The organism is Streptomyces alkaliterrae (genome assembly GCF_007097205.2).
Taxonomy (GTDB): Bacteria; Actinomycetota; Actinomycetes; order Streptomycetales; family Streptomycetaceae; genus Streptomyces; species Streptomyces alkaliterrae.
The window spans coordinates 1-25969 of the sequence record NZ_VJYK02000011.1 but is presented as its reverse complement, the minus strand read 5'-3'; the positions used below and the strand labels follow the sequence as shown (position 1 = coordinate 25969).

The window sequence follows — 25969 nt, the reverse complement described above, 5'->3', positions numbered from 1 at the left end:
TCCCACAGGCTACGGCTGGCAGCGTGGGGGCGCGCGTGAAATTCGCCGCCGAACTCCGAGATCCGTTGAACACCTCCGCGTCGCGGTGCGTACTGCCTGCCGAACCCCCACCGAAACAGCAGCGCACACAAGATCCTCACGACAGCACGTCCCAGAGCAGGAAGGCCCCTCATGTCAGCAAGCGCCTCGCGCCGTGCCGTCCTCGCCGCCGGAGCCGCCGGCCTCACCGCCGCCCTCACCGCCTGTGGCGACTCGGGCGACTCCGGGCCCGGCTACGGCGGCGGGAACGGCCGGCAGGAGAACGGCACCGGCAACGGCGGAACGGAGACCGGCGGCACGGAGACCGGCGGCACTCCGCAGGAGCCCGGTGCCGAGGCAGGCGCCGAACTCGGCCCGACGTCCGACATCCCGGTGGGCCAGGGCAAGGTGTTCCGCGACGAGAAGGTTGTGGTCACCCAGCCGACCAACGGTGACTTCAAGGCGTACTCCGCCGTCTGCACACATGAGAACTGCCTGGTGAGCGAGGTGAGCGGAGGCACCATCAACTGCGCCTGCCACGGCAGCAAGTTCAACGTGGCCGACGGCACGGTCGCCTCGGGCCCGGCGCAGCGTCCGCTGCCGCCGGCGTCGATCACCGTGGACGGCAACACGATCAAGCTCGGCTGAGCTTCCTCGAACGGCCCGGCCCGGGGCCTTGGGGGGCTTGCCGGGTCGGGCGCCAGGTGGCGTCCCGAACGACGCCGCTTGCGCCGCGCGGCGGGTCCTTGACGGTGACGGCCGGGTCGCGCGGCAGGCGCGTCGCCGGGGTGTACTCAGCGGGCATCCCGGCGGCGCGCTCCTCAGCGAGTGCCCGGCGCGCCCCCGTCCCACGGGGACCGGACGGCGGCCTCGCGGAGCGCGCCGACCACCGCCCGGATCGAGGGGCGCCGGTCGGCGTCCTGCCGCCAGAGCGCGTAGACGTGCCGGGTGATGGTCTGCCGGACGGGCACGATCGCCACCCCCTCGGGCACCGCTCCCCGTCCAAGACGCGGCGCCACGGCGACGCCCAGCCCGGCGGCGACCAGCGCCAACTGCGTGTGGTGCTCGGCGGCGCGGTGCGCCAGCCGTGGCTCGACGCCCCGGTCCCGGAGAGTGAACGTCAGCCACTCGTGGCAGAACTCGCCCGGCGGCCAGGTCACCCAGTCGTCGCCCGCGAAGTCCTCCAGGTCGACCTCGGCGAGCCCGGCGCAGCGGTGGTCCGCCGGCACGGCGACGTCGACGACGTCGTCCGCGAGCGGCTGCTTGGCCATGCCGGCGGGCACCGACAACGGGCGGTTGTACCAGTCGAGTACCACCGCGAGATCGAGTTCGCCGCGGCCGAGGCGCCGTACCGACTCCTCCGGCTCCACCTCCAGCAGCCGCACCGCCAGCCGGGGGTGGGCGCTCCGGAGCTCGGCCAGCGCGGCGGGGAAGAGGCCCCGCGCGGCCGTGGGGAAGCCGCCGACCAGCAGTTCGCCCACCGGCTGGCCGCGATGGGCCTCCAGCTCGGCGTGAGCCAGTTCGAGTTGGGACAGCACCCGGTCGGCGTGCCGGACGAGCAGCCGGCCGGCGTCGGTGAGCCGGACGCCGCGGCCGTTCCTGGTGAGCAGCTGCTGTCCGGTCTCCCGCTCCAGCTTGGCCACCTGCTGGGAGACGGCGGAGGTGGTGACGTGCAGCGCCTCCGAGGCGGCGGTGACCGACCCGTGGCCGGCGATCGCGTGCAGCACGCGCAGACGCTCAAGACTCAGCATGCCGTCACGCTAGCGCGTCCGTCCGACGGGCCGGGCGGCCGTCGGGCTCAGCCGTAGCGGCCGGCGGGGGGCGGGGCCAGCGTGGCGCGGACCGCGTCGGCGAGCGCCGGTAGTTCGGTGGGCCGCACATCGGACAGAGTCAGCCGCACACCGGGCGGGGAGGCGATCCGGAATCGCGAGCCGGGTGCCGCCGCCCAACCGGCGGCCAGCAGGCGGGCGACGGCCGACGTCTCGTCGGGAACCGGCACCCACACGTTCATGCCGCTGCGCCCGCGGGCGGGTACGCCGCGCCGGGCGAGCTCCTGCAGCAGCCGACGGCGGCGGAGGTCGTAGGCGGCGGAGACGGTCGCCGGATCGACGGCTCCGGTCCGCCACAGCCGGGCGACGGCGTCCTGGAGGAGGTGGCTCACCCACCCCGCGCCGAGCCGCTGTCGGCCGCTCAGCCGGTCGAGCGTGTTCTCGTCTCCGGTGACCACGGCCAGCCGCAGGTCGGGGCCGTAGGCCTTGGCGGTGGAGCGGACGAACGCCCAGCGGCGAGTGGCTCCGCCGAGCGGTTGGAGCGGCAGTGTGGTGATGCCGTGGCCGTGGTCGTCCTCCACCAGCAGCGGGTCGGCCTCGCGCAGCAGCGCGCGCAGCGTGCCCGCCCGTTCGGCGGTGAGGGCGGCGCCGGTCGGGTTCTGGGCGCGGCAGGTGACGACGACGGCGCGGGCACCGGCGGCCAGCGCCCGCGTCAACTCCTCCGGGACCGGGCCGTCGTCGTCGGTGCCGAACGGCTCGGGGCGCAGCCCGAGGGCGGGCAGCAGGTCGAGCAGGCCTCCCCAGCCCGGGTCCTCGACGGCCACCCGGTCACCGGGGCGCAGCCGGGCGGCGAGGATCCGCTCGATCGCGTCCAGCGCGCCGGAAGTGACGGCGAGCGGCCCCGGCGGGACGCCGTCGGCGGCCAGCGCGGCGGCGGCCTGGGCGCGCAGGTCCTCGCTGACCGGGGGCGCGCCGTAGAGCACGGGGCGTTCGGCGTGGCCGCGGGCGACGTCGGCGAGCACGTCGGCGAGCGCGGGAAGCAGTGCGGGGTCGGGGTTGCCGGAGGAGACGTCCCGTACGCCGGGCGGTACCGGGGTGCCCAGGGCCTCGCGTGCCGTGCTGACCGGGCGGGCCCGGATCCGGCTGCCGCGCCGCCCGGCGGTCTCGATGACGCCGCGCTCGCGCAGCAGGCGGTAGGCGGCGGCGACGGTGTTGGGGTTGACGCCGATCCGCGCGGCGAACTCCCGGATCGGCGTGAGTGACTGCCCCGGGCTCAACTCCCCCGCGGCCACGGCCTCTTCGACGGCGGCGGCGATATTCGCGGCGCCGGCGCCCTCCAGACGGTAAGCTTCTAGCACATAATCAAGTATGCACTAGTACATACAGCGCCGCAAGGAGAAGGCATGTCCGACACCACCTCGCCGACCCCCGCCGCCGTGCCCGCGGGAGACGCCGCGCCCGCGGTCCGCGCCGGTTCGTACCCGCGTACCGACCGCACGGTCCCCAGCCGCGCCCCGCAGCGCGCCGCGTACGACCGGGAGACCGTGCACGCGATACTCGACGAGGGCTACCTCTGCCATCTCGGCTTTGTGCGCGACGGCGCGCCGGTGGTGCTGCCGACCCTGTACGCGCGGATCGGCGAGACCCTCTACGTGCACGGCTCCACCGGTTCGCGCCCGCTGCTGGCCGGGCGGCGCGACCCGGGCGTCCCGGTGTGCGTGACGGTCACCCACGTCGACGGGCTGGTGCTGGCGAAGTCCGCCTTCCACCACTCCGTCAACTACCGGTCCGTGGTGGTGCACGGCACCGCCCGCCAGGTCACCGATCCCGACCTCAAGGCGGAGGTGCTGGACGCGCTCGTCGACCACGTGATCCCCGGAAGGGCCGCGGACTGCCGACCCGGCAACGCCAGGGAGCTGGCCGCCACGGCGGTGCTCGCGCTCGACCTCGCCGAGGTGTCGGCGAAGCTCCGGCAGGGCGGCCCCAACGAGGAACCGGAGGACCTGTCACTCCTGCACTGGAGCGGTGTCCTCCCGGTCCGCGAGTCCTACGGGCCGCTGCGCCCCGCCGAGGACCTCGACCCGGCGATCACCGCCCCCGGCTACCTGACGGGATACGCCCGCCCCTGACCGCGACTCGGCCACCACCAGCGCCGCCACCGCCGTGAGCAGCACGGTCGTGCCGGCCACGGTGGTGGCCGTCAGGTGCTCCCCGAGCAGGACGACGGCCAGCACCGCGGCGGTCACCGGCTCGATCAGCGCGATCACCGCCGCCGTCGCCGCCCGTACCGCGACCAGGCCGGTGAAGTACAGGCCGTAGGCCAGCGCGGTCGGCACGGCCGCCAGGTAGACCATCATCGGCAGCCAGTCGCCGAGTTCCGCCGACACCGGCCACAGTCCCTCCCACATCGCCGCGGGAAGCAGCAGCACGGCGCCGACCGCGAACGAGGAGATCGTCGCGCCCAGCGAGTCGACGTGCTCGCCGGCCCGGGCGCGGTGCCTGGCCTGGAGGGTCATGGCGCTGTAGCCGAGGGCGGAGAGCAGGGCGTAGCCGACGCCGAGCGGGACGACCGTGCCGGAGCCGTCGGCGCCGCCCAGGACGAGGACGGCCAGGCCCGTCACGGCGCCCGCCACCGCCAGGGCGCCGCCCCGGCCCAGCCGTTCGGCCATCCACAGCCGCCCGCCCAGTGCGATGAGGACAGGTCCGGCGCCGAGGGTGACCACGGTGGCCACCGCCAGGCCGGTGGCGTGGACGGCGCCGAAGTAGGCGGTCTGGAAGACCGTCAGGCTCATTCCGGTGGCCAGGGCGCGGCCCAGCCGGACCCGGCAGGAGAGCGGACGCCCGGACCCGGCGGACCGCCCGGCACCGCGCCGACCGCGACGGGCCCGCAGCAGCAGGAGCGGCGCCAGCAGGAGCAGCCCGCCCGCCGTGCGCCAGAAGGTGAGCGCCACCGGACCCAGGCCGCTGGTGTCGAACAGGACGGCCGCCGCCGCGCCGGCCGTGCCCCAGGCGATGGCGGCGATCAGGACGTAGGACAGGCCCCGGCCCACGGGCAGGGCGGGTTTGTGGTCGAGCTTCATGGAGTGCTCCGCGAATCAGGGAGGAGTGAAGAGGGTCGCGTGTCCCGTGGGCGGGCGACGGCGACCGGCCGAGCGACCGGTGTCGGCCGTCGGCTCGATCCTCCTGAGGGGCCCGCCCTACGCGGCGGGCGGCGGAAGCACTGTCTGGAGCATGGCGGCAACCCTACGGACGGCGCGCGGCCGTCGGCAAGTCCCCGGTGGACGCGGGCAGCGGGCCTTCCTCGGTGGGCGCGGGCAGCGGGCCGGGTCCCGCGGCGACCGGCTCGCCGGCCGCCGGGCGGGGCGCGGAGCGCTGGGCGATCAGCGCACCGGCGAGTACCAGCGTGCCGCCGACGACCTGCGCCGCGCCCAGGTGCTCGGCGAGCACGACCCAGGCCAGGACCGTCGCCACGACCGCCTCCAGACAGGCGATGACCCCGGCGACCTGCGGCGACAGCCGCCGTACCGCCAGCACCCCGGTGAGGTAGGCGGCCACCGTCGCCACCAGCACGATCCAGCCGAGCAGCAGCAGCGCCGGCACCTCGCGGCCGTCCATCGACGCAGAGCCGCCCAGGACCGACCAGTCCATGCCCCACGGCCGCGCGACGACGGTCAGCAGCAGCGCTCCGAACAGCAGGCCGTACGCGATGACTCCGGCGGGCTCGGCCGGCGGTTTGCCCTCTCCGCCGGCTGAGCCGTGGTCGGCGAGCACGAAGTACCCGACCTGGCAGAAGGCGGCGCCCAGCGCCAACAGGATGCCGATGGCGTCGAATCCCAGCCCGGCCCATATCTCCACGACGAACGCCAGGCCCGTCACCGCGAGCACCACACCCACCCCGGCGGCGCGGGAGACCGGTCGGCGCTGCACGAAGCGCACCCAGCCGAGCAGCAGCGCCGGGCCGAGGTACTCGATGAGCAGCGCCACGCCCACGGGGATGCGGGAGATCGCCGCGAAGTAGCACGCCTGCACGCCGGCCACGGCAAAGAGACCGAAGCCCGCCAGCAGGCCCGGTCGTTCCCACACCAGCCGCCGGTACCGCCAGGCCAGCGGCAGCAGCAGGACGGCGGCGCCGGCGGCTCGGAGCCAGGTGACGTGCAGCGGCGCGAGTCCGGCCTCGATGAGTGGTTTGGCCACGACTCCGGAGCCGCCGAAGGCGAGTGCCGAGGTCAGGGCCAGGATCAGGCCGACGCGCGAACGCGCGGCCGGCGACGGGGTGCTCTGGTGCATCCGGCCATGATGCCCAGCCACAACATGAGTGTCGAGTCGTTAGCACCTGTCATCCAGAGTGTGAGACGTCGCCCGCTCCGGCCACCCGGGCGAGTGCAACCCCGGCCCCCCCACCGCTCGTCTACTCCCCTGATCCGCCCGTGGCCGCCGGAGGAGGAGCCCGCCTTGACGACCCGCGAGCAACACCGCCTGAAGGTCTGGATGGTGGCGCTGCCGTCGCCGGACGGGCGCCAGTTCGTCTACCGCGTGTACGCGCCCGGGGACGCGCTCCCGGGGGACGTGTTCTGGTCCGCCTTCCACTGCCACGAGGACGCCGACTCGCACGCCTCTCCCCCGGTCTCGGACGCCTTCGACGCGGCCGAGATATGGCACGTCGGCTGACGCCCCGCCACCGCCGGCCCGGAGGAGGCCACGACCACGCGATTGGCCGTGTCGCCGCCGCACGGCGCTCTCCTAGCGTCGCCGCCATGAGGATCCGTTACGTGGACGCGTTCACCGACCGCCCGTTCGCCGGCAACCCCGCGGCCGTCGTGCTGCTCGACGGCGGCGGCTTCCCGCCGGACGACGCGCTCCAGCGCCTCGCCGCCGAGGTCAACCTGTCCGAGACGGCGTTCGCCCACCGCCTGCCCGGACACGCCGAGGCCGACTGGGCGCTGCGCTGGTTCACCCCGACCACCGAGGTGCGGCTGTGCGGGCACGCCACACTCGCCACCGCGCACGTGCTCCGCACCGCCACCGGCCGGTCCGGCCCGGTGCGCTTCGCGACGCTCTCCGGAGTGCTGGGTGCCGAGGCGCGGGACGACGGCTCGGTGGTGCTCGACTTCCCCACCGCTCCGCTGCGGCCCGCCGAACTGCCCGAGGCGGCACGCGCCGCGCTGGGCACCCCGGTCCTGTCCGTCCACCACACCGGTGAGAACGTGGGAGATCTGCTCGTGGAGGTCACCGACGAGGCCTGCGTACGCGCCCTGGACCCCGACCTCGGGCAGCTCGCCCGGCTCAGGGGCCGCGGCGTGATCGTCACCGCCCGCGCCGCCGAGGACGCCGCGGGCCACGACTACGTCTCCCGGTGCTTCTTCCCCGCCGTGGGCATCGCCGAGGACCCGGTCACCGGCAGCGCGCACACCGCCCTCGCGCCCTTCTGGTCGCAGCGGCTCGGCCGGAACAGCCTGACCGGGCTTCAGGCGTCGGCGCGTACCGGTCTGGTGCGCACCGAGGTGCGCGGCGACCGCACGTTGCTGCGCGGTTCCGCCGTCACCGTCATCGAGGGCGACCTGCTGGTCCCGCTCGCGGGCTGACTCTCTTCGCGAGGCCCCGGCCGGGTCACACGGTCGGCAGCCAGCCCACCTTCCCGGCGAGCAGGCCGTAGCCGAGGAAGGCGACGATGTCGATCAGGGCGTGGGCCGCGACAAGCGGCCCCACCCTGCCCCACCGCCGGTAGAGCCAGACGAAGATCACACCCATCACCATGTTGCCCACCAGGCCGCCGATGCCCTGGTAGAGGTGGTAGAGGCCGCGGAGTACGGCGCTCGCGGCCATCGCGGCACCGGCGCCCCAGCCCAACTGGTCGAGCCGGCGCAGCAGGTAGCCGACGACGATGACCTCCTCCAGCACGGAGTTCTGCACCGCGGAGAGGACGAGCACCGGATACTTCCACCAGACCTCGGGCAGCGACTCCGGCACGACGGTGAGGTTCAGCCCCGCCTCCCGGGCGCCCAGATACAGCAGCAGGCCGCTGCCGCCGATGCCGGCGGCGAGCAGCGCGCCCCGACCGAGGTCGAAGCCGGGCCGCCGCAGGTCGAAGCCGATCGCGCGGGGGCCGGCGCCCTCCCTGCCCAGCAGGTGCAGCACCAGGAGTACCGGCACCAGGGCGGTGGCGATACCGAAGAGCTGCCAGGCGAGGTCGAGCCAGGGCCGGTCGGGGGCGAGCGAGCGGTTCAGGTTGGCCGCCTGGTCGCTGAGCCCGCCGGGGCGGGTCAGCGCACCGGTGAAGCTGATCAGCGCGGCGAGCGCGCTGGCCCCCAGCGAGAGGGCGAGCACCAGCAGCGCCTCGTTGCGCAGGGTGCGCGGCGTCGGCCCGGCCGGCACCGGTTCCGCTCCCGCCCCCACCGATCCGCCGTCCTTGAACACCGGCCGCACACCCGCCTCCCGTCGCTCACACCGCCGTCCGCCGCCGGGGACGTCCACCGGGAGTCCGCCGGGTGCGGCAGCCCCAAGCTTGCCGTACCCGGCGGACGGTGGTCCGGGCGACCCGCGCGTCAGGGGCCGGGCGGCCAGGTGTGCACGGGCTCTCCGGTGCGGGCCAGCTCGCAGTACGCGCGGACGGTCGCGGCCAGCGCCTTCTCCCGGTCGAGCCCTCCCTCGCGGGCGCGGTGGTAGGCGGCGGCCTGCCAGGAGGCACCGTTGGTCCGCCGCGCGCAGCGCTGCTCGATGACGCCCAGGTAGCGGTCCCGGTCGCCGGGCTCCACCCCCCAGGCGTCCAGGCCCGCCGCGGCCGCCGGCAGCAGCTCGTCGCGGACCAGACGCTCCACCGGCAGCGTGGCCAGTCCGCCACCGCGCCCCGAGCGCGGCCAGCTCAGCCGGGCGTCGACGCCGTGCCGGCAGGCGGTGTCGAAGTTCTCCGCCGCCCGCTCGAACGGCATCCGCGTCCACACCGGTCTGGGGTCGTCGGCCAGCGCGCGGACCAGGCCGTAGTAGAACGCGGTGTTCGCGAGCACGTCGGTCACGGTCGGCCCGGCCGGCAGCACCCGGTTCTCCACCCGCAGATGCGGCACCCCGTCCGCGACGCCGTACACGGGCCGGTTCCAGCGGTAGACCGTGCCGTTGTGCAGGACGAGTTCGGCGAGCGAGGGCACGCCGCCGCCGTCCAGCACCTCGAGCGGGTCCTCCTCGTCGCGGATCGGGATCAGCGCCGGGAAGTAGCGCACGTTCTCCTCGAAGAGGTCGTACGCGGAGCTGATCCACCGCTCGCCGAACCAGGTGCGCGGCCGCACCCCCTGGTCGCGGAACTGCGGCGGCCGTGAGTCCGTCGACTGGAGGAACAGCGGCACCCGGGACTCGCGCCACAGCTCCCGCCCGAAGACGAACGGCGAGTTCGCGCCCACCGCCACCTGAACGGCCGCGGCGGCCTGGGCGGCGTTCCACACGCCGGGGAAGCGCGCCGGGGTCACCTGGAGGTGCAGCTGCACCGAGGTGCAGGCGGCCTCCGGGGCGATCGAGCCGGCCACGTAGCGCAGCCGCTCCACACCCTCGATGTCCAGCACGATCTCCTCGCCCCTGGCGGCCATGATCTGCTCGTTGAGCAGGGTGTACCGGTCGGCGGCGGAGAGGTTGGCCGCCACCAGGTCCTCCCCGGTGAGGGTGGGAAGAATGCCGATCATCACGATGCCGGCGGCGACCTCGCCGGCCTTTCGGTCCGCGTACGCCAGTCCGGTGCGGAGTTCCTCAGCCAGTTGGTCCAGTACTCGCCCGGTCAGCGGATGCGGGAGGATATTCACCTCCAGGTTGAACTGCCCGAGTTCCGTCTGGAAATCCTGGCTCCCGATGCGGTCGAGCACCTGGGCGTTCTTCATCCGGGGCATCCCGTCGGCGTCGGCGAGATTCAATTCGATCTCCAGCCCCATCAGGTTCCGCGGCCGGTCGAAGCGCCGCTCGGCCAGCAACCGGTCCAGCGCCTCCAGACACCGGTGCAGCTTCTCCCCGTAGCGCCGCCGTTCCGCCGGGCCGAACGCCTCGGCGGCAACCTTCTCGCCCATGGGCGGGTCCCCTCCTCGTGTGAGCGTGCCCGGATGATGCCCCGCGAGAAGCCCGATAACGCTCCGCGCCGGGCGGGCGGCGGTTTATGCTCCCTCCGTACGGACCGGCGGCACATTCACGCGGCATACGGCCGGCTGGCCGGACGACGTCGACGACCTTCCCCTCGGACGGTCGGGATCAGGCCGTCCGCCGCTGCGGACGATTACGACGTCAGGGGATCTCCATTTGACACGCCCCTGCGTGGAGCCCCACGCTACCCGACCGGATTTAACCTTGCCGGATATGCGGGCGGCCGCTAGCCGAAACACCTACCGAACAAGTCTCGTATAAACTCCGCCGAAGAGGCCGCATCCCCGACCGCCTTCGGCGAGCGGCACCTGCATCCACTCCCCCTGCACTCCGCCGCGCACCCGCCGAACGGCCCCACCGTCCGGCCGTGTCGGGGCGACCCCGAGTCTCCCGAGTGAGAGGCGACCACCATGCCCCTGCATGCCCGCAAGGCCCCTCCGGCCGCACTGCGCACCGTCCTGGCCGCCCTCGACTCCACCCCGGCCTCCCATGCCACCGGCAGGCTGCGCGCGGCGCTCGCGCTGGGGACGCCCCTCACCCCCGAGGCCGCGCTCCCGCTGTACCTGCTCAGCGGCGTGCGCGGCGGCGCCCCCCGGTCCCAGGCCGCGGGCTGGCGCTTCCTCGTCCGGCAGGCGGAGCGCACGGTGGTCACCGCCGACGCCACTCCCACCGCCGACGGCTGGGTGTTCTCACACTTCGCGGAAGGCCCCTACGCAGACTCCGTGGAACGCTGCCTGCTGCTGGCGGACACACTCACCGGGCCCTACGAACCGCGCCTGCTGTCCGTGCCGGAGTTGTACATGATGACGCTGTGGCTGCACGGCCTCAGCTCCGCCGAGCGACCGGACGACATCAACGAGAGCGACCTGCTCGTCCCCCTCGTACCGGCTCCACCGGGCGTCGCCGCCAACCGGCCGCACCGTGCCAGGGAGCTGCTTCCGCTGCTCACGGAGCGGCTGTCCGCGCCGGTGGGGCTGATGCGGACCGCCTGACGGCCCCTGGACGGCCGGTTCCGACAGCCGGGGTGTTGCGGAGGATCGACTCGACCTCCCGCCACCCCGGCTGTCGGCGTTCCACGGCGGATCCCCCGTTCGGCGGGCAACCGTCAGCCCGCGTGACGCGTCTCACACGAGTGAGTACCACGATCGGGGATTCTCCTGCGGAACGCGCGTCCGCGGGACAACACTGGATGGCAACCGGATCGGACGGGGGAGCGGCGATGACCGGCGACAGCCACGGGGCGTGGAGCGTCCCACCCGCACCAAGCACGTCAGCGACAACCTCACAGCCAGCGACGTCAGACCGAAAGAACCACACCATGTGCCCGCACCAACCACAGTGCCCCTCCGCCCACTCGGCCGACCGGGAGGCCGCCCACCTGGTGGCCCACCACCCCGAGCAGGGGTGGAGTCTGCTGTGCAACGGCGTTGTCTTCTTCGAGGACACCGGCGAACTGCTGCCGGACGGCCAGGTCATCGCTCCGCACCGACCGCTGGGCCCGGAACACGTGGCCACCGCTGCCTGACCGCTCAACGAGACGGAGCCCCGACCAGTGGCCGGAGCTCCGTCTCGTGCGCTTGTTCCCAGGATGAGACCGCCTCTTCGGTGAGGCCGGTCAGCCGTCGTAATCCTCCAGCGGGGGGCAGGAGCAGACGAGGTTCCGGTCGCCGAAGGCACCGTCGATACGGCGGACCGGCGGCCAGTACTTGTCGGCGGCGCGCACACCGGGCGGGAAGGCGGCGGTCTGCCGGTCGTAGGGCAGGTCCCACTCCCCCGCAAGCTGTTCGGCGGTGTGCGGGGCGCCCCGCAGCGGGCTGTTCTCCGCGTTCCACGTGCCGTCGGCGACCTGCTCGACCTCGGCGCGGATCGCGATCATCGCGTCGCAGAACCGGTCCAGCTCGGCGAGGTCCTCGCTCTCGGTGGGCTCGATCATCAGGGTGCCGGCCACCGGGAACGACATCGTCGGCGCGTGGAAGCCGTAGTCGATCAGACGCTTGGCGACGTCGTCGATGCTCACGCCGGTCGACTTGGTTAGCGGCCGCACGTCGATGATGCACTCGTGCGCGACGAGGTTGCCGGGACCGGTGTAGAGCACCGGGTAGTGCGGCTCGAGGCGCTTCGCCACGTAGTTGGCGCTGAGCACCGCGACCTGGGTGGCGCGGCGCAGCCCCTCGGCGCCCATGAGCCGCACGTACGCCCAGGAGATCGGCAGGATGCCTGCCGAGCCCCAGGGCGCGGCGGAGATCGGGCCGATGCCGGTGGCGGGGCCGGCGGTGGGCTGGAGCGGGTGGTTGGGCAGGTAGGGCGCCAGGTGGGCGCGGACGGCCACCGGGCCGACGCCCGGACCGCCGCCGCCGTGCGGGATGCAGAACGTCTTGTGCAGGTTCAGGTGGGAGACGTCGGCGCCGAAGCGGCCCGGCTTGGCGAGGCCCACCAGCGCGTTCAGGTTCGCACCGTCCACGTAGACCTGCCCGCCGGCGTCGTGCACGGCCGCGCAGATGTCGGTGATGTGCTCCTCGAACACACCGTGCGTCGAGGGGTAGGTGACCATCAGGACGGCCAGCTCGTCGTGGTGCTTCTCGATCTTCGCCCGCAGGTCGTCGGTGTCCACGTCGCCGTTCTCGCCGGTCGCGACGACGACCACCTTCATGCCGGCCATCACGGCGCTCGCGGCGTTGGTGCCGTGCGCGGAGGACGGGATCAGGCACACCGTGCGCTGGTCGTCCCCGTTCGCCCGGTGGTAGGCGCGGACCGCGAGCAGGCCGGCCAGCTCGCCCTGCGAACCCGCGTTGGGCTGGATGGAGACCTTGTCGTAGCCGGTGACCTCGGCCAGCCGCTCCTCCAGCTCGCGGATCAGCGTGAGGTAGCCGCCGGCCTGCTCCACCGGAGCGAAGGGGTGCAGCGCACCGAACTCGGGCCAGGTCACCGGCTCCATCTCGGTGGTGGCGTTGAGCTTCATCGTGCAGGAGCCGAGCGGGATCATGCCGCGGTCCAGCGCGTAGTCCCGGTCGGCGAGGCGGCGCAGGTAACGCAGCATCGCGGTCTCGGAGCGGTGCTGGTGGAAGACCGGGTGGTCCAGGTACTCGTCCTGCCGCAGCAGTGCGTCCGGCAGGGCGTCGGCGGCGGCCGCGTCCAGCGCTTCGATGTCAGCGGGGACGCTGACGCCGAACGCGCGCCACACGGCGTCCAGCTGGGCGCGGGTGGTGGTCTCGTCGCAGGCGACGCCCACCAGGTCGGCGTCGGCCAGGCGCAGGTTGACGCCGTTGTCGCGGGCCGCCTCGACGACCTCGGCGGCCCGACCGGGCACCCGGGCGGTCACCGTGTCGAAGAACTCGCCGTGGACGATCTCCACCCCGCCCGCCCGCAGTCCGGCGGCCAGGACCGCCGCGTAGCGGTGGGTGCGGCGGGCGATCGCGGCGAGCCCGTCCGGGCCGTGGTAGACGGCGTACATGCCGGCCATGACGGCGAGCAGCACCTGGGCGGTGCAGATGTTGCTGGTGGCCTTCTCTCGGCGGATGTGCTGCTCACGGGTCTGCAGCGCCAGGCGGTAGGCCTTGTTGCCGTCCGCGTCGACGGAGACGCCGACCAGTCGGCCGGGCAGGCTGCGGGCGAACTTCTCCCGGACGGCCATGAAACCCGCGTGCGGGCCGCCGAAGCCCATCGGCACACCGAAGCGCTGGCTGCTGCCGACAGCGATGTCCGCGCCGAGCTCGCCGGGCGAGGTGAGCAGCGTCAGCGCGAGCAGGTCGGCGGCCACGGTCACCACCGCGCCGAGCTCGTGGGCCCGCTCGATGAGCGCCCGGTGGTCGCGGACCGCGCCCGAGGCACCCGGGTACTGCAGCAGGAGGCCGAACACACCGCGCTCGGCGACGTCGGCCGGGATGCCGTCGGTCAGGTCGGCGACGACCACCTCGACGCCGGTGGGCTCGGCGCGGGTCTCGATCACCGCGATCGTCTGCGGCAGACAGTCGGCGTCGACCAGGAAGACGCCCTTCTTGACCTTGCCGACGCGCCGGGAGAGGGACATCGCCTCGGCGGCGGCGGTGCCCTCGTCGAGCAGCGAGGCGCCCGAGGTGGGCAGCCCGGTCAGGTCCGCGACGACGGTCTGGAAGTTGAGCAGCGCCTCCAGCCGGCCCTGGGAGATCTCCGGCTGATAGGGGGTGTAGGCGGTGTACCAGGCCGGGTTCTCCATGACGTTCCGGAGGATGACCGGCGGGGTGAAGGTGCCGTGGTAGCCCAGGCCGATCATCGGCGCCAGCACCTGGTTGCGGTCCGCGAGCTCGCGCAGCTCGGCGAGGACCTCGGCCTCGGTGCGGGCGGCGGGCAGATCCAGCGCCTCGGCGCTCTTGATCACGTCCGGTACGGCGGCGGCCGTCAGCTCGTCCAGCGAGCCGTAACCGACCTGGGCCAGCATCTTGGCCTGGTCTGCGGCGTCCGGGCCGATGTGGCGACGGGTGAAGGGAACGCCCTGCTCGAGGGCGGCGAGCGGCGTGCGTTCTTGAGTCATCTGCGGAGGCCTCCTGGTCTTATCGACCTGCGGGGGCACCACGGCGTCGGTGCCCGTCGGCCTCCCCCTCTGTCATCACGACCTGAGAGCTTCACCGGCACGCTGGCCGCGCGCCGGCTTTCACCGTCGGTGAGGAGGGGCTTCGGCGCTGTGCCGACCATGGCCCGCCCTGCTTTCCAGAGTGACCTCGTCCGCACGGTACGTGAGCCTGAGAGATTCCGGGGAGGGTTTGCTCCTTCGGCGCCGCCGGTCGGGGACCGACGGACTCTCCCGTGCGGGGTCAACAGCCGTTTCCGAGCCTACCAGCGACGTGTTCGAACGGGCCGCGCGCGCTCGACTGGCCGTCCGGTCGAAAGTGCACTTTTGTAGAGGTGAGGGGTTGCCGGCGGCGCAGTCAGCGACGCCTAGGTGTTGGAGGAACCGTGCAGACCGACATTGATCCACGGAGTTTGATCGGACGCAAAGCCTTCGACCGGGACGGAACGAAGATCGGTACGGTCGACGAGGTGTACCTCGACGACGCGACCGGGGAGCCGGAGTGGGCGGCCGTCCGCACCGGGCTGTTCAGCCGGGACGCCTTTGTCCCGCTGGCGCCCAGCGAGCTGGTGGACGACGTGCTGCGAGTGCCCTACGAGCGGGCGTTGATCAAGGAGGCGCCGGACTTCGGCGTCGGTCGACATCTCTCGCCCGAGCAGGAGCTCCAGCTCTACCACCACTACGGACTTGATCTCCCGTCCGACTCCACGCGGCGCGAGGAGCCGCCACCGGACCAGGACTTCGGCCAGATCGCGGGCCAGGACGAGGAGTAGGGCACGGGGGCGCACCCGGTCGGCGGCGGAGGGCCGACGCCCGGGCGTCCGGCGTGCCCGAGCGGGTGCGCGGGTTCAGTCCGGTGGCGGGCCGGGCAGCAGTGGAAGCGGATCGGCCGCGGTGAGGTCGGGGTCGTCCACGGGGAACGTGCGGACCCGGCCGGGCGGTGAGGCGGGCGTCTCGAAGCGGACGGTGACCCGCCCGACCCCGCTGCCCTGCACCCAGCCCGGCCCCCACGCGGCGTGCCAGACGTCGGTCCCGGGCTGCCAGCGCCGGCGCGGGCCGACTACCGGATGGGCGTCGCCGCCCGCACCCGCCGCGTGCGCCGCAGCCGCGACGGAGGCACCCGGACGGTCCGGCTGCCCGGGCCGCGCCTCGCCCTCGGTCGGCGAGCGGGGCTCGGCCGCCGCCTTGGCCTGCGCGAACAGGTCCTCCTGGGTGAAGTCCGCGAGGCCGCTCACCCCTACACCCAGCAGCCGCACACCGTCGCCGGTGTCGACGGCGGCGACCAGCCGCCCGGCGGCCTCCCTGATCACCCCGGCGTCGTCCGTCGGACCGCGCAGCGTCTCGCTCCTGGTCAGGGTGGTGAAGTCGTGTCTTCGTACCTTGACCGAGACCGTGCGGGCGGAGCGCCCGGCCCGCCGCAGCCGACCGGCGCACCGCGCGGCCAGTTCGGCGACCTTGAGCGCGATCAGCGCCCGGTCGGTGACATCCTCGTCGTAGGTGTCCTCAACGGAGACGGACTTCGACTCGCGCTCGGCGACCACCGGACGGTCGTCGGCGCCGAGCGCCATCGTGTGGACGGCCGCGCCGTGCGCCGAGCCGAGCAGCCGGACCAGCTCCCGACTCTCGGCGGCGGCGACCTCGGCCACCGTGTGGATACCGGCCCGGCGCAGCGTCTCGGCGGTGGCCGGTCCCACCCCGGGCAGCGCACGCACCGGCAGGGCGTCCAGCACCTCCCGCTCGGTGTGCCGCTCGATGACCAGCAGACCGTCCGGCTTGGCACGCTCCGAGGCGATCTTCGCGAGCGTCTTGGTGCGGGCCAGGCCGACCGAGGCGCTGAGCCCGGTGGCCGCGACGATCTCCGCGCGCAGCCGCTCACCGGCCGCACGGGCCGCCCGCGCGCCGCCCCCGGTGGGCCCGGCCTCCAGATCTACGTAGGCCTCGTCCAGGCTCAGCGGCTCGACCAGCGGGGAGAGCGCGGCCAGCCTGGCCATCACCAGCTCGCTGTTCTGCCGGTACGCCTCGAAGCGGGGGACGAGGAAGGCCGCCTGCGGGCAGTGCCGGCGGGCCTGGGACATCGGCATCGCCGAGTGCACCCCGAAGGCCCTGGCCTCGTAGGAGGCCGTGGCGACCACGCCACGGGGACCGAGCCCGCCGACGATGACCGGCTTGCCCCGGAGGCTGGGCTTGGCGGCCTGCTCGACGGCCGCGTAGAACGCGTCCATGTCGAGGTGCAGGATCGTCGGGGCGTCTCTCACAAGGCAGATGGTGCCCTACGGCACTGACAACGCCGCCCGACGCGCGGGGGTGCCGGGGCAGGCCCTAGCCGGCCCGGTTGCGGCGGCGGGCGAGTTCGTCGGCCGGGTTGTCGCGGACGATGGTCTCCCCGGTGTCGACGCACTCGGCGTGCAGTTGGGCGAGCGCGCCCTCGACGTCCCGCCACACCACGCCCACCGCGATACCGAAGACGCCCTGCCCGCCCTGCAGGAGCTCGGCGACCTCGTCGGGTGAGGAGCACTCGTAGACGGTGGCGCCGTCACTCATCAGGGTCATCTGGGAGAGCACCCCGCTGCCCTGGCTGCGCAGGTGCCGAACGGCGGTGCGGATGTTCTGGAGGGAGACGCCGGTGTCCAGCAGCCGCTTGACGATCTTGAGGACGACCACGTCCCGGAAGCTGTAGAGACGCTGGCTGCCCGAGCCGTGGGCCGGTCGTACGCTGGGCTCGACCAGGCCCGTCCTGGCCCAGTAGTCGAGCTGCCGGTAGGTGATGCCCGCCGCCGCGCACGCGGTGGGACCGCGGTAGCCGACCTCCTCGCTCCGCCGTCTGGCGGCGGGGACCCGTCTGGCGGCGGGCGGCGCCGTGGCTTCGGGCAGCGGACAGGGGTTCGCCGCGCTGCTCTCGCCGGTGCTGCTCACGCCGACCCTCCGTCCCTTCACATCCCGTGGACACTCCGGGATCTGCCTCAATGACGGTAGATAGTCACTAGGGGTGCGTCAACCATCGCCGCGCTCGGCACGCCGGGTGATGGTCACCCAAAGAGTGGTTTTGCGTGCCCGCGTGGCGGGAAGAATGGCCGGTTCGCGTCGGGCGGGCCGGGCGAGGGGCCCGGGACGGCCGGCGTGCGGCCGCCCCGAAGCCGTGGTCACTGGTTGCTCGTACCGAAGTCCTCGGGCGAGATCTGGTCGAGGAACTCGCGGAACTTCTCCACCTCGTCCTCCTGCTCGTCGGGGATGGCGATGCCCGCGTCATCGAGCACCCCCTCGCTGCCGTAGATGGGCGTGCCCATGCGGAGCGCGAGCGCTATGGCGTCGGACGGACGGGCGCTGACCTCGACCCCGCCGGCGAAGACCAGCTCGGCGAAGAAGACGCCCTCCCGCAGGTCGGTGATGCGGACCGCGGTCAGTTCCTGCCCGACGGCTTCCAGTACGTCCTTGAAAAGGTCATGCGTCAGCGGCCGGGCGGGGGTCATGCCCTGCTGGGCGAAGGCGATCGCGGTCGCCTCCCCCGGTCCGATCCAGATGGGGAGGTAGCGATCGCCTCCCACTTCGCGCAGAAGCACGATCGGCTGGTTGGAGGGCATTTCCACCCGGACACCCACGACGTCGAGCTCGTTCACACAGCAACCCTAGGACGTGTACGGCGGGTTTGGATAGTCGGGCACCGGCGGACGGCCCGATACCGCCTCCGGACGGTCCCCGGGCGGCCGATCAGCGCAGGCGGTCGCGGACGGCGGCGTCCAGGTAGGCCGCGTGCAACCGCGCGGAGAGCGCCGCCACGTCCCGTGCGGTCGCCTCCGCGTGGGCGCGGGTCTGCGGATTGCGATGGCGGCGCAGCGGGGCCACCAGCTGCTCGATCAGTCCCGCCTCCCGCTCTGCCGCCGCCCGGGCGACCCTGAGGTGACGGGCCTGGAGCCCGTGCCGGCCCAGCTCGGCGACCAGCCGGGCGGTGGCGACCGTCTCGGGGCTGAACCGTCCGTCGGCCTCCGCACGTACCAGACCGTAGGACTCCCACTCGGCGAGCTGCGGCTCCTCGGCACCGACGGTCGCCAGCAGCTCGTCGCGGCCGGCCCGGCGCGGCGCCTCGGGCTCCTCCGGGGCGGCCGGCCCCTCCGCGTCGCCAGGCGGTGAGGGTGAGGGCAGCGGCACCGGCTCGCCGCGGTCCTCTGCGTCGAGATGTTCCCTGATCACCCGCAGGGGAAGGTAGTGGTCGCGCTGTATCCGCAGCACCCGGGTCAACCGGTCGACGTCCTGCGCGGAGAACTTGCGGTAGCCCGAGGGTGTGCGCTGCGGCTCGACCAGCCCCTCCGACTCCAGGAAGCGGATCTTGGAGATCGTGATCTCGGGGAACTCGTCGCGCAGCAGGCTGAGCACGGCGCCGATGCTCATCGGACCGCGGTCCGCGGTGGCGGTGCCGTCCCCGGCACCGCCCGACGGTTGATGAAGCATGAACCTTCCCTCGCGGGGTTGTCAGATGCTTCGCTGGCCCGTGAAGAAGACCAGCCGGAACTTGCCGATCTGGACCTCGTCGCCGTTGTTGAGCACAACCTGGTCGATCGGCTCGCGGTTGACGTACGTGCCGTTGAGGCTGCCGACGTCGGCCACGGTGAACACCCCGTCCGGACGCCGCCGGAACTCCACGTGGCGACGCGAGACGGTGAAGTCGTCCAGGAAGATGTCGCTCTGCGGGTGCCGCCCGGCGGTGGTCAGCTCGCTGTCCAGCAGAAACCTGCTGCCCGAGTTGGGGCCGCGCCGGACGATCAGCAGCGCCGAGCCCGCCGGCAACGCCTCCACGGCGGCCAGCGCCTCCGGCGACAGCATGGGCGTCTGGCCCGTCGCCTCGGCGTCGTAGGCCTCAAGGCCGGTGATCGAGATGGTGGAGGTGGTCTCCGACGGCCGCTCGGCCGACGCGCCACCCCCCAGGGGCGCGCCGCAGTGGGAGCAGAAGCGGCTGGACTCGGCAGCCTGGCTGCCGCACCTCGCGCATACCGGCAAGTGGAACCCTCCACCCGTACTCGAGGCTGATGGTGCATCGAAACCTATGCGGCCCGCACCGCCCCGGTCAACAGAAACCACGCCAGGCCGGGTGGAAACGTCACCTTCTGCCGTAGCGACCTCGTCGCGGAACATGGGGCGCCCGGCGCCGTCGGCCGACGCCGGATCCGGCTCGGCGCCGCCGCGCGGCGCCCGGTGCCGGGGGGCGCCGTCGCCGGCGTCCTGGCGCTTGCCGAACAACTTCGAAAAGAAACTCACGGGCGATTCCCCTCGCACGAAACAGGCCGGCCCGTGGGGCAGGACAGACAGTTGGTTCTCACACAGGCCGATCCGGACATCCTGACAACGTCGGCCGCCTTCCGACAGTTTCCCCCACCGGATGCTCCGCGACCGTGCCGCCCCCTGAAATGGATCATCGTCGACCTCACTGCGATGACGACCGAGCGTAGTCAGGCCGCTTCGCCGTCCGCAAGGCGTCCACGACGATCTTCTCCGACGGTTCGATGGTGACCGTGGCCTGCTCCTTCTGGAGCGTCTGCACCACGCCGCCGGGGATGTTCAACGCCGGCTCGAGATCCTGCGGCTTGCCGATGACGTCGAAGCGGTAGGGGGCGGTGACCTTCCGGCCGTCGATCCGCACACCGCCGCTGGCGTCGGAGAAGAACGTCTCGGCGACCACCCGGACTCCGTTGACCTGGATCGCCTCGGCACCGGCCGCGCGCAGCTCCTGGATGGCGTCCAGCAGCTTGTCGGCCTCGACGACTCCTCGGGGGTCGCCGATCTCGAAGTGGATACCGGGGCCCTGGGCGGCGACCGTACCGGCCAGCACACCGAGCTGGCGCTCGCGCTCGCGGGTCTGCCGGCGGGCCTCCTCGGCCTGGTCCGAGCTGTTCTCCAGCTCCGAGCGCTGACGTTCCAGGCGGGTCTTCTCGTCCTCCAGCCTGGTGGTGCGGTCGTCCAGCTCGTCGAGGATGCGCACCAGGTCCTCCTGGCGGGCGCCGCGCAGCGCGCTGCCCTCACTGGTCTGGCGCACCTGGATGGCCAGACCGAGCCCGAGCACGAACAGCAGCAGGGCCACGACCAGCTGGTTGCGGTTGATCCTGGGCGGCCACAGGCCGGAGGCGAGCCGCCGCCGACCGCTCGGCGCCTCCGGCTCGGGCTTCTCCGCGGCCCGGTCCGCCGGCTCCTCGGCTGTCGCCTCCCCGGTCGCCGGTCCTGCCGCCGCCGGTCCTTCCGTGGTCGGTCCTTCCGTGGTCGGCTGTTTCGTCGCCGGTTGCTTCGCCGCCGGTTCTTCCCTCGCCGGTCCGGCGGCCGGCCTGTCGGTCGCCGGGGTGGGAGTGGGTGTCTCGGCCGGTACGCGCCCGCCCGGCTTGCGCGGGGCATCCTCGGCTGCCGGCTTGTCCTCCGGGCGGTCGGAGGTGGGCCTGCCGCCGGCGGGCACGTCCGGCGTCCCGTTGCCCTCGGAGTGGACGGGCCCGGTCCGCTCCGGCTCGGGAGCCTCGGGGTTCTGTCGTTCGTCGGCCATGTCACTCACGCCCGGAAGATGTGCCGCCGGATCGCGGCGGCGTTGGAGAAGATGCGGATACCGAGGACGACGACCACCCCCGTGGACAGCTGGGCGCCGACGCCGAGCTTGTCCCCGAGGAACACGATCAACGCCGCCACGACGACGTTGGACAGGAAGGACACGACAAAGACCTTGTCGTCGAAGATACCGTCGAGCATCGCACGCAGGCCGCCGAAGACCGCGTCCAGCGCCGCGACCACCGCGATGGGCAGATAGGGCTCGACGGCCGTGGGTACGACGGGCTGGAGCACCAGACCCGCCACGACGCCGACGATGAGTCCCAGTACGGCGATCACCTTGTGCTGCCCTTCCCTCTCTCCAACGGTTCCGCGCTTCGCACGTTCAGGCTCGGGGCGGCCGGCATCCGCACCTTGTCCTGGACGGAGATGCTGGTGCGGATGCCGTAGTTCTCCTGAAGCACGTGCAGGTACTGGCCGTCGGCGCTGTCCTGGAACGTGGTGCTGAGGTTGCGCCCGTCGCCGACGGCGAGCACCGTGTACGGCGGTACCAGCGGCTTGTTGTCGACGAGTATCGCGTCACCGGCCGCCCGGATCGCCGAAAGCGCCGTGAGCCGTTGGTCGTTCACCGAGATCGCCTCGGCTCCCGACTCCCACAGCCCGTTGACCACACGCTGGAGATCGCGGTCCCGGAGCCGACCGGTGTCGGCGAAGCCGCTGCTCTCGCGCGGCCCGCCGCCGTCCCCGCCGCTTCCCTTGGCGTCGTCCACGACCAGTTTGACACCCGGGCCTTCCACCGGTGTCGCGGCGGCGAGCAGGGACACCAGCTCGCCGGAGTCCCCGCCCTCGTGCCGCAGGGCCTCCCGCTGCATGCGGGCGACCGACTCCCGCAGGGTCGCCAGCTGCCGTTGCAGCTCGTCCGCCTCCCGGGTGCCGTCCTCGACACGGTCGATGAGTTCCTGCCGTTCCTTGGCCACCGTGGGCGCCGCCACCTGCGCCTGCGCCGCGCCCAGCGTCACCACCAGGGCCGCGAGGACCAGGCCGAAGGCCAGTCCGAGCTTGGCCCGCAGGGTGCGGGGCAAGCCGGACCGGCCCTCCTCACCCCGGCGAGCGGCCGCCTCCGCGTAGCCGTCGTCGAGGCTGTGTTCCATCACGTTGTTGAGCAACGACATGGAGGCGTCCGGTCGCGCAGGTCGTCCGCCGGTCTTCTCCACCGGTTGCTGCTGCGACATGCCGCACATCGTCGCACGTCCGACCGGCTGGTGCCGAACGGACCCCGCACGCCGCGCCCGGCGGTCAACTCCCCCATGTCACCGGCGGTGTCCGGGGAGTCAGCGACCGGCGTTCTCCACCACCGCCGACCACTCGTCGAGCAGTGCCTCGGCCGAAGTGGAGTCCGGCCCCTCGGCCCACAGATGGGTGACGGCCTCCGCCGGGTCAGGCAGCACCATGACCCAGCGGCCGTCGGGCTCGACGATGCGCACACCGTCGGTGGTGTCCACCTCCCGCTCCCCCGCCGCCTCCACGACCTGCCGCATGACCAGGCCCTTGACCGCCCAGGGAGTGGCGAGGTCCCGGCGCAGCACATGTGCGCGGGGGATGCGCGCGTCGATCTGGCTCAGCGTGAGCTGCGTGCGTGCGACCAGACCGACGAGCCGGACGAAGGCCGCCGCGCCGTCGAAGACGGAGCTGAACTCCGGCACGACGAAGCCGCCCCGCCCGTCCCCGCCGAAGATCGTGCTTTCCTCCCTGCCTACCCGGGTCAGATCGTCCGGCGACGTCGTCGTCCACTCGACCTGGGTGCCGTGGTAGGCCGCGACCTGCTCGGCGATGCGGGTCGTCGTCACCGGGAGCGCCACCCGGCCGCTGCGCCGCTCCGCGGCCACCAGGTCGAGCAGCACGAGCAGCGTCCGCTCGTCCTCGATGATCCGACCGCGCTCGTCGACGAGGGAGAAGCGCTCGCCCACCGGGTCGAAGCGGATACCGAAGTCCGCGCGCGCCGAGCCGACGATCTCGCCGAGGCGCACCAGCCCCGCCCTGCGTTCCTCGACCGTCTCGGTCGGGCGCGCCTCGGTCAGGCCGGGGTTGATGGTGAGGGAGTCGACGCCCAGTCGGCCCAGCAGGCTGGGCAGCACAAGTCCGGCGCTGCCGTTCGCCGAGTCGACGACGATCTTCAGCCCGGCCTCGGCCACCCCGGTGGTGTCGACCGCCCGCAGCAGCGCGCCGGTGTACGCGTCGAACACGCTCGACGGGAAACGGAGGTCACCGATCTCGCCGGGGAAGGCCCGCCGGTACTCCTGGCGGGCGTAGACGCGGTCCAGTTTGCGCTGCCCGGCCTGGGAGAGGTCGGCGCCGCGCTCGTCGAAGAACATGATGTCCACCGACTCCGGCAGACCTGGCGTAGTACGGATCATGATGCCGCCGGCGTTGCCCCGGGCGGTGAGTTGGCGCGCCACCGGCAGCGGCACGTTCTCCAGGTCGGTGACGTCGATCGCGCTCGCCTGGAGCGCCGAGATCATGGCCCTCTTCAGCGCGCGCGCACCACGTGAGTGGTCGCGGGCGGTGGTGACGGTGGAACCCTTCTTCAGGGTGGTCGCGTACGCGCCCGCGAGCCGGACCGCCAGCTCGGGGGTGATCTCCACGTTCAGGATGCCGGAGACGCCGCGCGCACCGAACAGGTGCGCCTGTCCCCGCGACTCCCAGATGACGGACGTGTTGACGAAGGCGCCCGCCTCCACCGTCTTGAACGGGTAGATGCGCACGTTTCCCTGGACGATCGACTCCTCGCCGATGAAGCACTCGTCGCCGACGACCGCGCCGTCCTCGATCCGGGCGGCCCGCATCACGTCGGTGTTCTTGCCGATGACACAGCCGCGCAGATTGCACTGCGGGCCGATGTACACGTTGTCGTGGACCACCGCCTTGTGCAGGAAGGCGCCGCTCTTGACCACCACGTTGGACCCGACGACCGTGTGCTCCCGGACCTCGGCTCCGCCCTCCACCTTCGCGTAGTCGCCGATGTACAGCGGCCCGCGCAGAACGGCGTCGGGATGGACCTCCGCACCTTCCGCCACCCACACACCGGGCGAGAGTTCGAACCCGTCGATCTCGACGTCGACCTTGCCCTCCAGCACGTCGGCCTGAGCCTTCACATAACTCTCGTGCGTGCCGACATCCTCCCAGTAGCCCTCCGCGACATAGCCGTAGACGGGCTTCCCCTCCTTCATGAGCTGGGGGAACACGTCTCCCGACCAGTCCACCGGAACATCGGGTTCGACGTAGTCGAAGACCTCCGGCTCCATGACGTAGATACCAGTGTTGACCGTGTCGGAGAAGACCTGCCCCCAGGTCGGCTTCTCCAGGAAACGCTCCACCTTCCCTTCGTCGTCGACGATGGTGATGCCGAATTCCAGCGGATTGGGAACCCGGGTGAGACAGACGGTCACCAGCGCGCCGCGTTCCTTGTGGAAGCGGATCAAGTCCGTCAGGTCGAAATCCGTGAGAGCGTCGCCTGAGATGACCAGGAACGAGTCGTCCTTCAGCGCTTCCTCGGCGTTCTTGACGCTGCCGGCAGTGCCGAGCGGCTTCTCCTCGTTCGCGTAGGTGAGCTCCATTCCCAGTTCCTCGCCGTCGCCGAAATAGCTGCGGACGAGGGAGGCGAGAAACTGGACGGTAACCACTGTCTCGGTCAGGCCGTGCCGCTTCAGCAGTCGAAGCACGTGCTCCATGATGGGCCTGTTGGCCACCGGCAGAAGCGGCTTCGGCATGCTCGCGGTCATGGGGCGAAGTCGAGTGCCCTCGCCGCCTGCCATCACTACGGCCTTCATGTCGGTTACGTCCTCCTCGAAGAGACGACGGTGTCGCCGACCAAGCCCGTCGGAGTGGGCCCACGCGGGAACGGGGGAACACCCGGCCCCTGCGACGCTGCGAGGAGGCCCGGCTCAGTCGGCCGCGGCGTCCGCCCGGAGAATTCGGCGGACCTGAACCACGTAAAGGATCCCTGCCCACCAGTAGAGAGCCGTACCCCATCCGGCGAACGCCCATCCGAAAATAGCAGCGAGTGACGACAGCCAGCCAGTCCCGTCACTGAGAAGCAGCAACGGGAAGGCGTACATGAGGTTGAAAGTCGCGGCCTTCCCCAGGAAGTTGACCTGCGGCGGCGCGTACCCGTGGCGGTCGAGTACCCAAACCATGACAAGAAGTACCAGCTCACGGGCCAACAGGAGGCCGGTGAGCCACAGCGGCAGGATCTCCCGCCAGGTCAGGCCCACAAGCGTGGAGAGGATGTAGAGCCGGTCGGCCGCCGGATCGAGAATCCGGCCGAGACTGCTGATCTGGTTCCAGCGTCGGGCGAGCTTGCCGTCGAGGTAGTCGCTGATCCCGCTGAAGGCCAGCACCGCGAGCGCCCACAGGTCGTTGTTCGGCCCGCCGAAGATCGGCCAGAGAATCAGCCAGAGGAAGACGGGAACGCCGACGAGCCTCGCCATGCTGAGGATGTTCGGAACGGTGAGGACCCGGTCCGTCTGGACCTGCGTCTCCTGGACCTCCACCGAGGTGCCTCCTGGGGTGCCGGTACGGATAGCTGCACCGACTGTACCGGGCAGCGCCCCTCGCCCGTTTCACGGGGTGTGCCGCACATGCCGGGCACTCGGAGCCGTAAACGCGTTGAGGCCCTGCCGGATAAACCGGCAGGGCCTCAACTCAATATTTGTTCGGCGGCGTCCTACTCTCCCACACGCTCCCGCATGCAGTACCATCGGCGCTGACAGGCTTAGCTTCCGGGTTCGGAATGTAACCGGGCGTTACCCCATCGCTATGACCACCGAAACACTATGAAACAAACAACCCGGCAAACCCACCACACGCATGCGGTTCGGGTTCCGGCAGCTGTTGCCTCAGAACCAACACAGTGGACGCGAGCACATATGGTCAAGCCCTCGGCCTATTAGTACCGGTCAACTCCAACCCTCACAGGTCTTCCATCTCCGGCCTATCAACCCAGTCGTCTACTGGGAGC

General features: G+C 72.3%; 23 protein-coding genes, 2 rRNA genes, 1 pseudogene and 1 riboswitch. Of the genes and pseudogenes, 7 read left to right on the top strand and 19 right to left on the bottom strand.

Features of this window, described 5'->3' with window-relative positions; all coding sequences use genetic code 11:
- Nucleotides 1–171: 171 nt before the first annotated feature.
- Nucleotides 172–666, top strand: coding sequence for a Rieske (2Fe-2S) protein (locus FNX44_RS02330; protein WP_143646216.1), 495 nt, complete (start codon nt 172–174; stop codon nt 664–666).
- Between the two features lie 173 nt (nt 667–839).
- On the opposite strand, the gene FNX44_RS02325 is transcribed toward FNX44_RS02330, so the two are convergent.
- Nucleotides 840–1769, bottom strand: a complete 930-nt coding sequence (locus FNX44_RS02325) for a LysR family transcriptional regulator (RefSeq protein WP_143646215.1) — start codon at nt 1767–1769, stop codon at nt 840–842.
- A 47-nt stretch (nt 1770–1816) separates the two neighbouring features.
- Nucleotides 1817–3145: an aminotransferase class I/II-fold pyridoxal phosphate-dependent enzyme gene (locus FNX44_RS02320; RefSeq protein ID WP_143646214.1), complete on the bottom strand. Its 1329-nt coding sequence runs from the start codon at nt 3143–3145 to the stop codon at nt 1817–1819.
- Between the two features lie 45 nt (nt 3146–3190).
- Between FNX44_RS02320 and FNX44_RS28720 the strand changes: the two genes are divergently transcribed.
- Entirely contained in the window at nt 3191–3916 is a 726-nt protein-coding gene (locus FNX44_RS28720) for a pyridoxamine 5'-phosphate oxidase family protein (RefSeq protein WP_143646213.1), read from the top strand.
- Here the strand turns inward: FNX44_RS28720 and FNX44_RS02310 are convergent.
- Nucleotides 3893–4867: pseudogene (locus tag FNX44_RS02310) on the bottom strand (DMT family transporter); the annotation flags it as partial. The gene FNX44_RS28720 and the pseudogene FNX44_RS02310 sit on opposite strands and share 24 nt — an antisense overlap.
- A 163-nt stretch (nt 4868–5030) precedes the next feature.
- Complete coding sequence (locus FNX44_RS02305; RefSeq protein WP_143646211.1) at nt 5031–6074, bottom strand: EamA family transporter; 1044 nt, start codon at nt 6072–6074, stop codon at nt 5031–5033.
- A 201-nt stretch (nt 6075–6275) separates the two neighbouring features.
- Here FNX44_RS02305 and FNX44_RS02300 point away from each other — a divergent pair, with 201 nt between their 5' ends.
- Together FNX44_RS02300 and FNX44_RS02295 are read left to right on the top strand one after the other, a co-directional pair.
- Complete coding sequence (locus FNX44_RS02300) at nt 6276–6455, top strand: hypothetical protein (RefSeq protein ID WP_143646230.1); 180 nt, start codon at nt 6276–6278, stop codon at nt 6453–6455.
- 86 nt (nt 6456–6541) lie between these two features.
- On the top strand, nt 6542–7369 hold the full coding sequence (locus tag FNX44_RS02295) for a PhzF family phenazine biosynthesis protein (RefSeq protein ID WP_143646210.1): 828 nt from the start codon (nt 6542–6544) through the stop codon (nt 7367–7369).
- Nucleotides 7370–7394: 25 nt separating this feature from the next.
- Here the strand turns inward: FNX44_RS02295 and FNX44_RS02290 are convergent, their stop codons facing one another.
- Both FNX44_RS02290 and FNX44_RS02285 read right to left on the bottom strand, forming a co-directional pair.
- Nucleotides 7395–8201 (bottom strand): CPBP family intramembrane glutamic endopeptidase, encoded by an 807-nt coding sequence (locus tag FNX44_RS02290; protein ID WP_407699105.1) that lies wholly within the window; start codon nt 8199–8201, stop codon nt 7395–7397.
- Nucleotides 8202–8329: 128 nt separating this feature from the next.
- Nucleotides 8330–9826: a glutamate-cysteine ligase family protein gene (locus FNX44_RS02285; RefSeq protein WP_143646209.1), complete on the bottom strand. Its 1497-nt coding sequence runs from the start codon at nt 9824–9826 to the stop codon at nt 8330–8332.
- Between the two features lie 480 nt (nt 9827–10306).
- Here FNX44_RS02285 and FNX44_RS02280 point away from each other — a divergent pair, with 480 nt between their 5' ends.
- Complete coding sequence (locus FNX44_RS02280) at nt 10307–10888, top strand: hypothetical protein (RefSeq protein WP_143646208.1); 582 nt, start codon at nt 10307–10309, stop codon at nt 10886–10888.
- Nucleotides 10889–11214: 326 nt separating this feature from the next.
- Nucleotides 11215–11421: a DUF5999 family protein gene (locus tag FNX44_RS02275; RefSeq protein WP_143646207.1), complete on the top strand. Its 207-nt coding sequence runs from the start codon at nt 11215–11217 to the stop codon at nt 11419–11421.
- 90 nt (nt 11422–11511) lie between these two features.
- Here the strand turns inward: FNX44_RS02275 and gcvP are convergent, their stop codons facing one another.
- On the bottom strand, nt 11512–14403 hold the full coding sequence (gene gcvP / locus FNX44_RS02270) for an aminomethyl-transferring glycine dehydrogenase (RefSeq protein WP_143646206.1): 2892 nt from the start codon (nt 14401–14403) through the stop codon (nt 11512–11514).
- Between the two features lie 186 nt (nt 14404–14589).
- A riboswitch (glycine riboswitch) is annotated at nt 14590–14686 on the bottom strand.
- Nucleotides 14687–14825: 139 nt separating this feature from the next.
- Between gcvP and FNX44_RS02265 the strand changes: the two genes are divergently transcribed.
- Nucleotides 14826–15212, top strand: a complete 387-nt coding sequence (locus FNX44_RS02265) for a PRC-barrel domain-containing protein (RefSeq protein WP_143646205.1) — start codon at nt 14826–14828, stop codon at nt 15210–15212.
- Nucleotides 15213–15287: 75 nt separating this feature from the next.
- On the opposite strand, the gene FNX44_RS02260 is transcribed toward FNX44_RS02265, so the two are convergent.
- The 12 genes from FNX44_RS02260 to FNX44_RS02205 all read right to left on the bottom strand — a co-directional run.
- Nucleotides 15288–16694, bottom strand: coding sequence for a DNA polymerase IV (locus FNX44_RS02260; protein WP_143646204.1), 1407 nt, complete (start codon nt 16692–16694; stop codon nt 15288–15290).
- A gap of 64 nt (nt 16695–16758) precedes the next feature.
- On the bottom strand, nt 16759–17310 hold the full coding sequence (locus FNX44_RS02255) for a MerR family transcriptional regulator (RefSeq protein WP_153506744.1): 552 nt from the start codon (nt 17308–17310) through the stop codon (nt 16759–16761).
- 269 nt (nt 17311–17579) lie between these two features.
- Nucleotides 17580–18053 (bottom strand): bifunctional nuclease family protein, encoded by a 474-nt coding sequence (locus tag FNX44_RS02250; RefSeq protein ID WP_143646202.1) that lies wholly within the window; start codon nt 18051–18053, stop codon nt 17580–17582.
- Nucleotides 18054–18144: 91 nt separating this feature from the next.
- On the bottom strand, nt 18145–18882 hold the full coding sequence (gene ftsR / locus FNX44_RS02245; protein ID WP_143646201.1) for a transcriptional regulator FtsR: 738 nt from the start codon (nt 18880–18882) through the stop codon (nt 18145–18147).
- A 21-nt stretch (nt 18883–18903) separates the two neighbouring features.
- Nucleotides 18904–19758, bottom strand: a complete 855-nt coding sequence (locus FNX44_RS28715) for an FHA domain-containing protein (RefSeq protein ID WP_323369023.1) — start codon at nt 19756–19758, stop codon at nt 18904–18906.
- Between the two features lie 94 nt (nt 19759–19852).
- Nucleotides 19853–20953: a DUF881 domain-containing protein gene (locus tag FNX44_RS02235; RefSeq protein ID WP_143646228.1), complete on the bottom strand. Its 1101-nt coding sequence runs from the start codon at nt 20951–20953 to the stop codon at nt 19853–19855.
- Nucleotides 20954–20958: 5 nt separating this feature from the next.
- Nucleotides 20959–21291: a small basic family protein gene (locus FNX44_RS02230; protein ID WP_143646199.1), complete on the bottom strand. Its 333-nt coding sequence runs from the start codon at nt 21289–21291 to the stop codon at nt 20959–20961.
- A complete protein-coding gene (locus FNX44_RS02225; protein ID WP_143646198.1) occupies nt 21288–22184 on the bottom strand; it encodes a DUF881 domain-containing protein in 897 nt (298 codons plus the stop codon). The genes FNX44_RS02230 and FNX44_RS02225 overlap by 4 nt, the downstream gene beginning before the upstream one ends.
- A 99-nt stretch (nt 22185–22283) precedes the next feature.
- Nucleotides 22284–24779, bottom strand: coding sequence for a mannose-1-phosphate guanyltransferase (locus FNX44_RS02220; protein WP_143646197.1), 2496 nt, complete (start codon nt 24777–24779; stop codon nt 22284–22286).
- Nucleotides 24780–24893: 114 nt separating this feature from the next.
- Nucleotides 24894–25502 (bottom strand): cardiolipin synthase ClsA, encoded by a 609-nt coding sequence (clsA, locus tag FNX44_RS02215; protein ID WP_143646196.1) that lies wholly within the window; start codon nt 25500–25502, stop codon nt 24894–24896.
- Nucleotides 25503–25662: 160 nt separating this feature from the next.
- Nucleotides 25663–25779 (bottom strand): 5S ribosomal RNA (gene rrf / locus FNX44_RS02210).
- Between the two features lie 98 nt (nt 25780–25877).
- Nucleotides 25878–25969: ribosomal RNA gene (locus FNX44_RS02205) — 23S ribosomal RNA — on the bottom strand; the annotation flags it as partial.

Coding starts and splice junctions, on each gene's coding strand:
- FNX44_RS02330 (WP_143646216.1), top strand. CDS start 172: ATGTCAGCAAGCGCCTCGCGCCGTGCCGTCCTCGCCGCCGGAGCCGCC.
- FNX44_RS02325 (WP_143646215.1), bottom strand. CDS start 1,769: ATGCTGAGTCTTGAGCGTCTGCGCGTGCTGCACGCGATCGCCGGCCAC.
- FNX44_RS28720 (WP_143646213.1), top strand. CDS start 3,191: ATGTCCGACACCACCTCGCCGACCCCCGCCGCCGTGCCCGCGGGAGAC.
- FNX44_RS02305 (WP_143646211.1), bottom strand. CDS start 6,074: ATGCACCAGAGCACCCCGTCGCCGGCCGCGCGTTCGCGCGTCGGCCTG.
- FNX44_RS02300 (WP_143646230.1), top strand. CDS start 6,276: ATGGTGGCGCTGCCGTCGCCGGACGGGCGCCAGTTCGTCTACCGCGTG.
- FNX44_RS02295 (WP_143646210.1), top strand. CDS start 6,542: ATGAGGATCCGTTACGTGGACGCGTTCACCGACCGCCCGTTCGCCGGC.
- FNX44_RS02285 (WP_143646209.1), bottom strand. CDS start 9,826: ATGGGCGAGAAGGTTGCCGCCGAGGCGTTCGGCCCGGCGGAACGGCGG.
- FNX44_RS02280 (WP_143646208.1), top strand. CDS start 10,307: ATGCCCCTGCATGCCCGCAAGGCCCCTCCGGCCGCACTGCGCACCGTC.
- FNX44_RS02275 (WP_143646207.1), top strand. CDS start 11,215: ATGTGCCCGCACCAACCACAGTGCCCCTCCGCCCACTCGGCCGACCGG.
- gcvP (WP_143646206.1), bottom strand. CDS start 14,403: ATGACTCAAGAACGCACGCCGCTCGCCGCCCTCGAGCAGGGCGTTCCC.
- ftsR (WP_143646201.1), bottom strand. CDS start 18,882: ATGCTTCATCAACCGTCGGGCGGTGCCGGGGACGGCACCGCCACCGCG.
- FNX44_RS02235 (WP_143646228.1), bottom strand. CDS start 20,953: ATGGCCGACGAACGACAGAACCCCGAGGCTCCCGAGCCGGAGCGGACC.
- FNX44_RS02225 (WP_143646198.1), bottom strand. CDS start 22,184: ATGTCGCAGCAGCAACCGGTGGAGAAGACCGGCGGACGACCTGCGCGA.
- FNX44_RS02220 (WP_143646197.1), bottom strand. CDS start 24,779: ATGAAGGCCGTAGTGATGGCAGGCGGCGAGGGCACTCGACTTCGCCCC.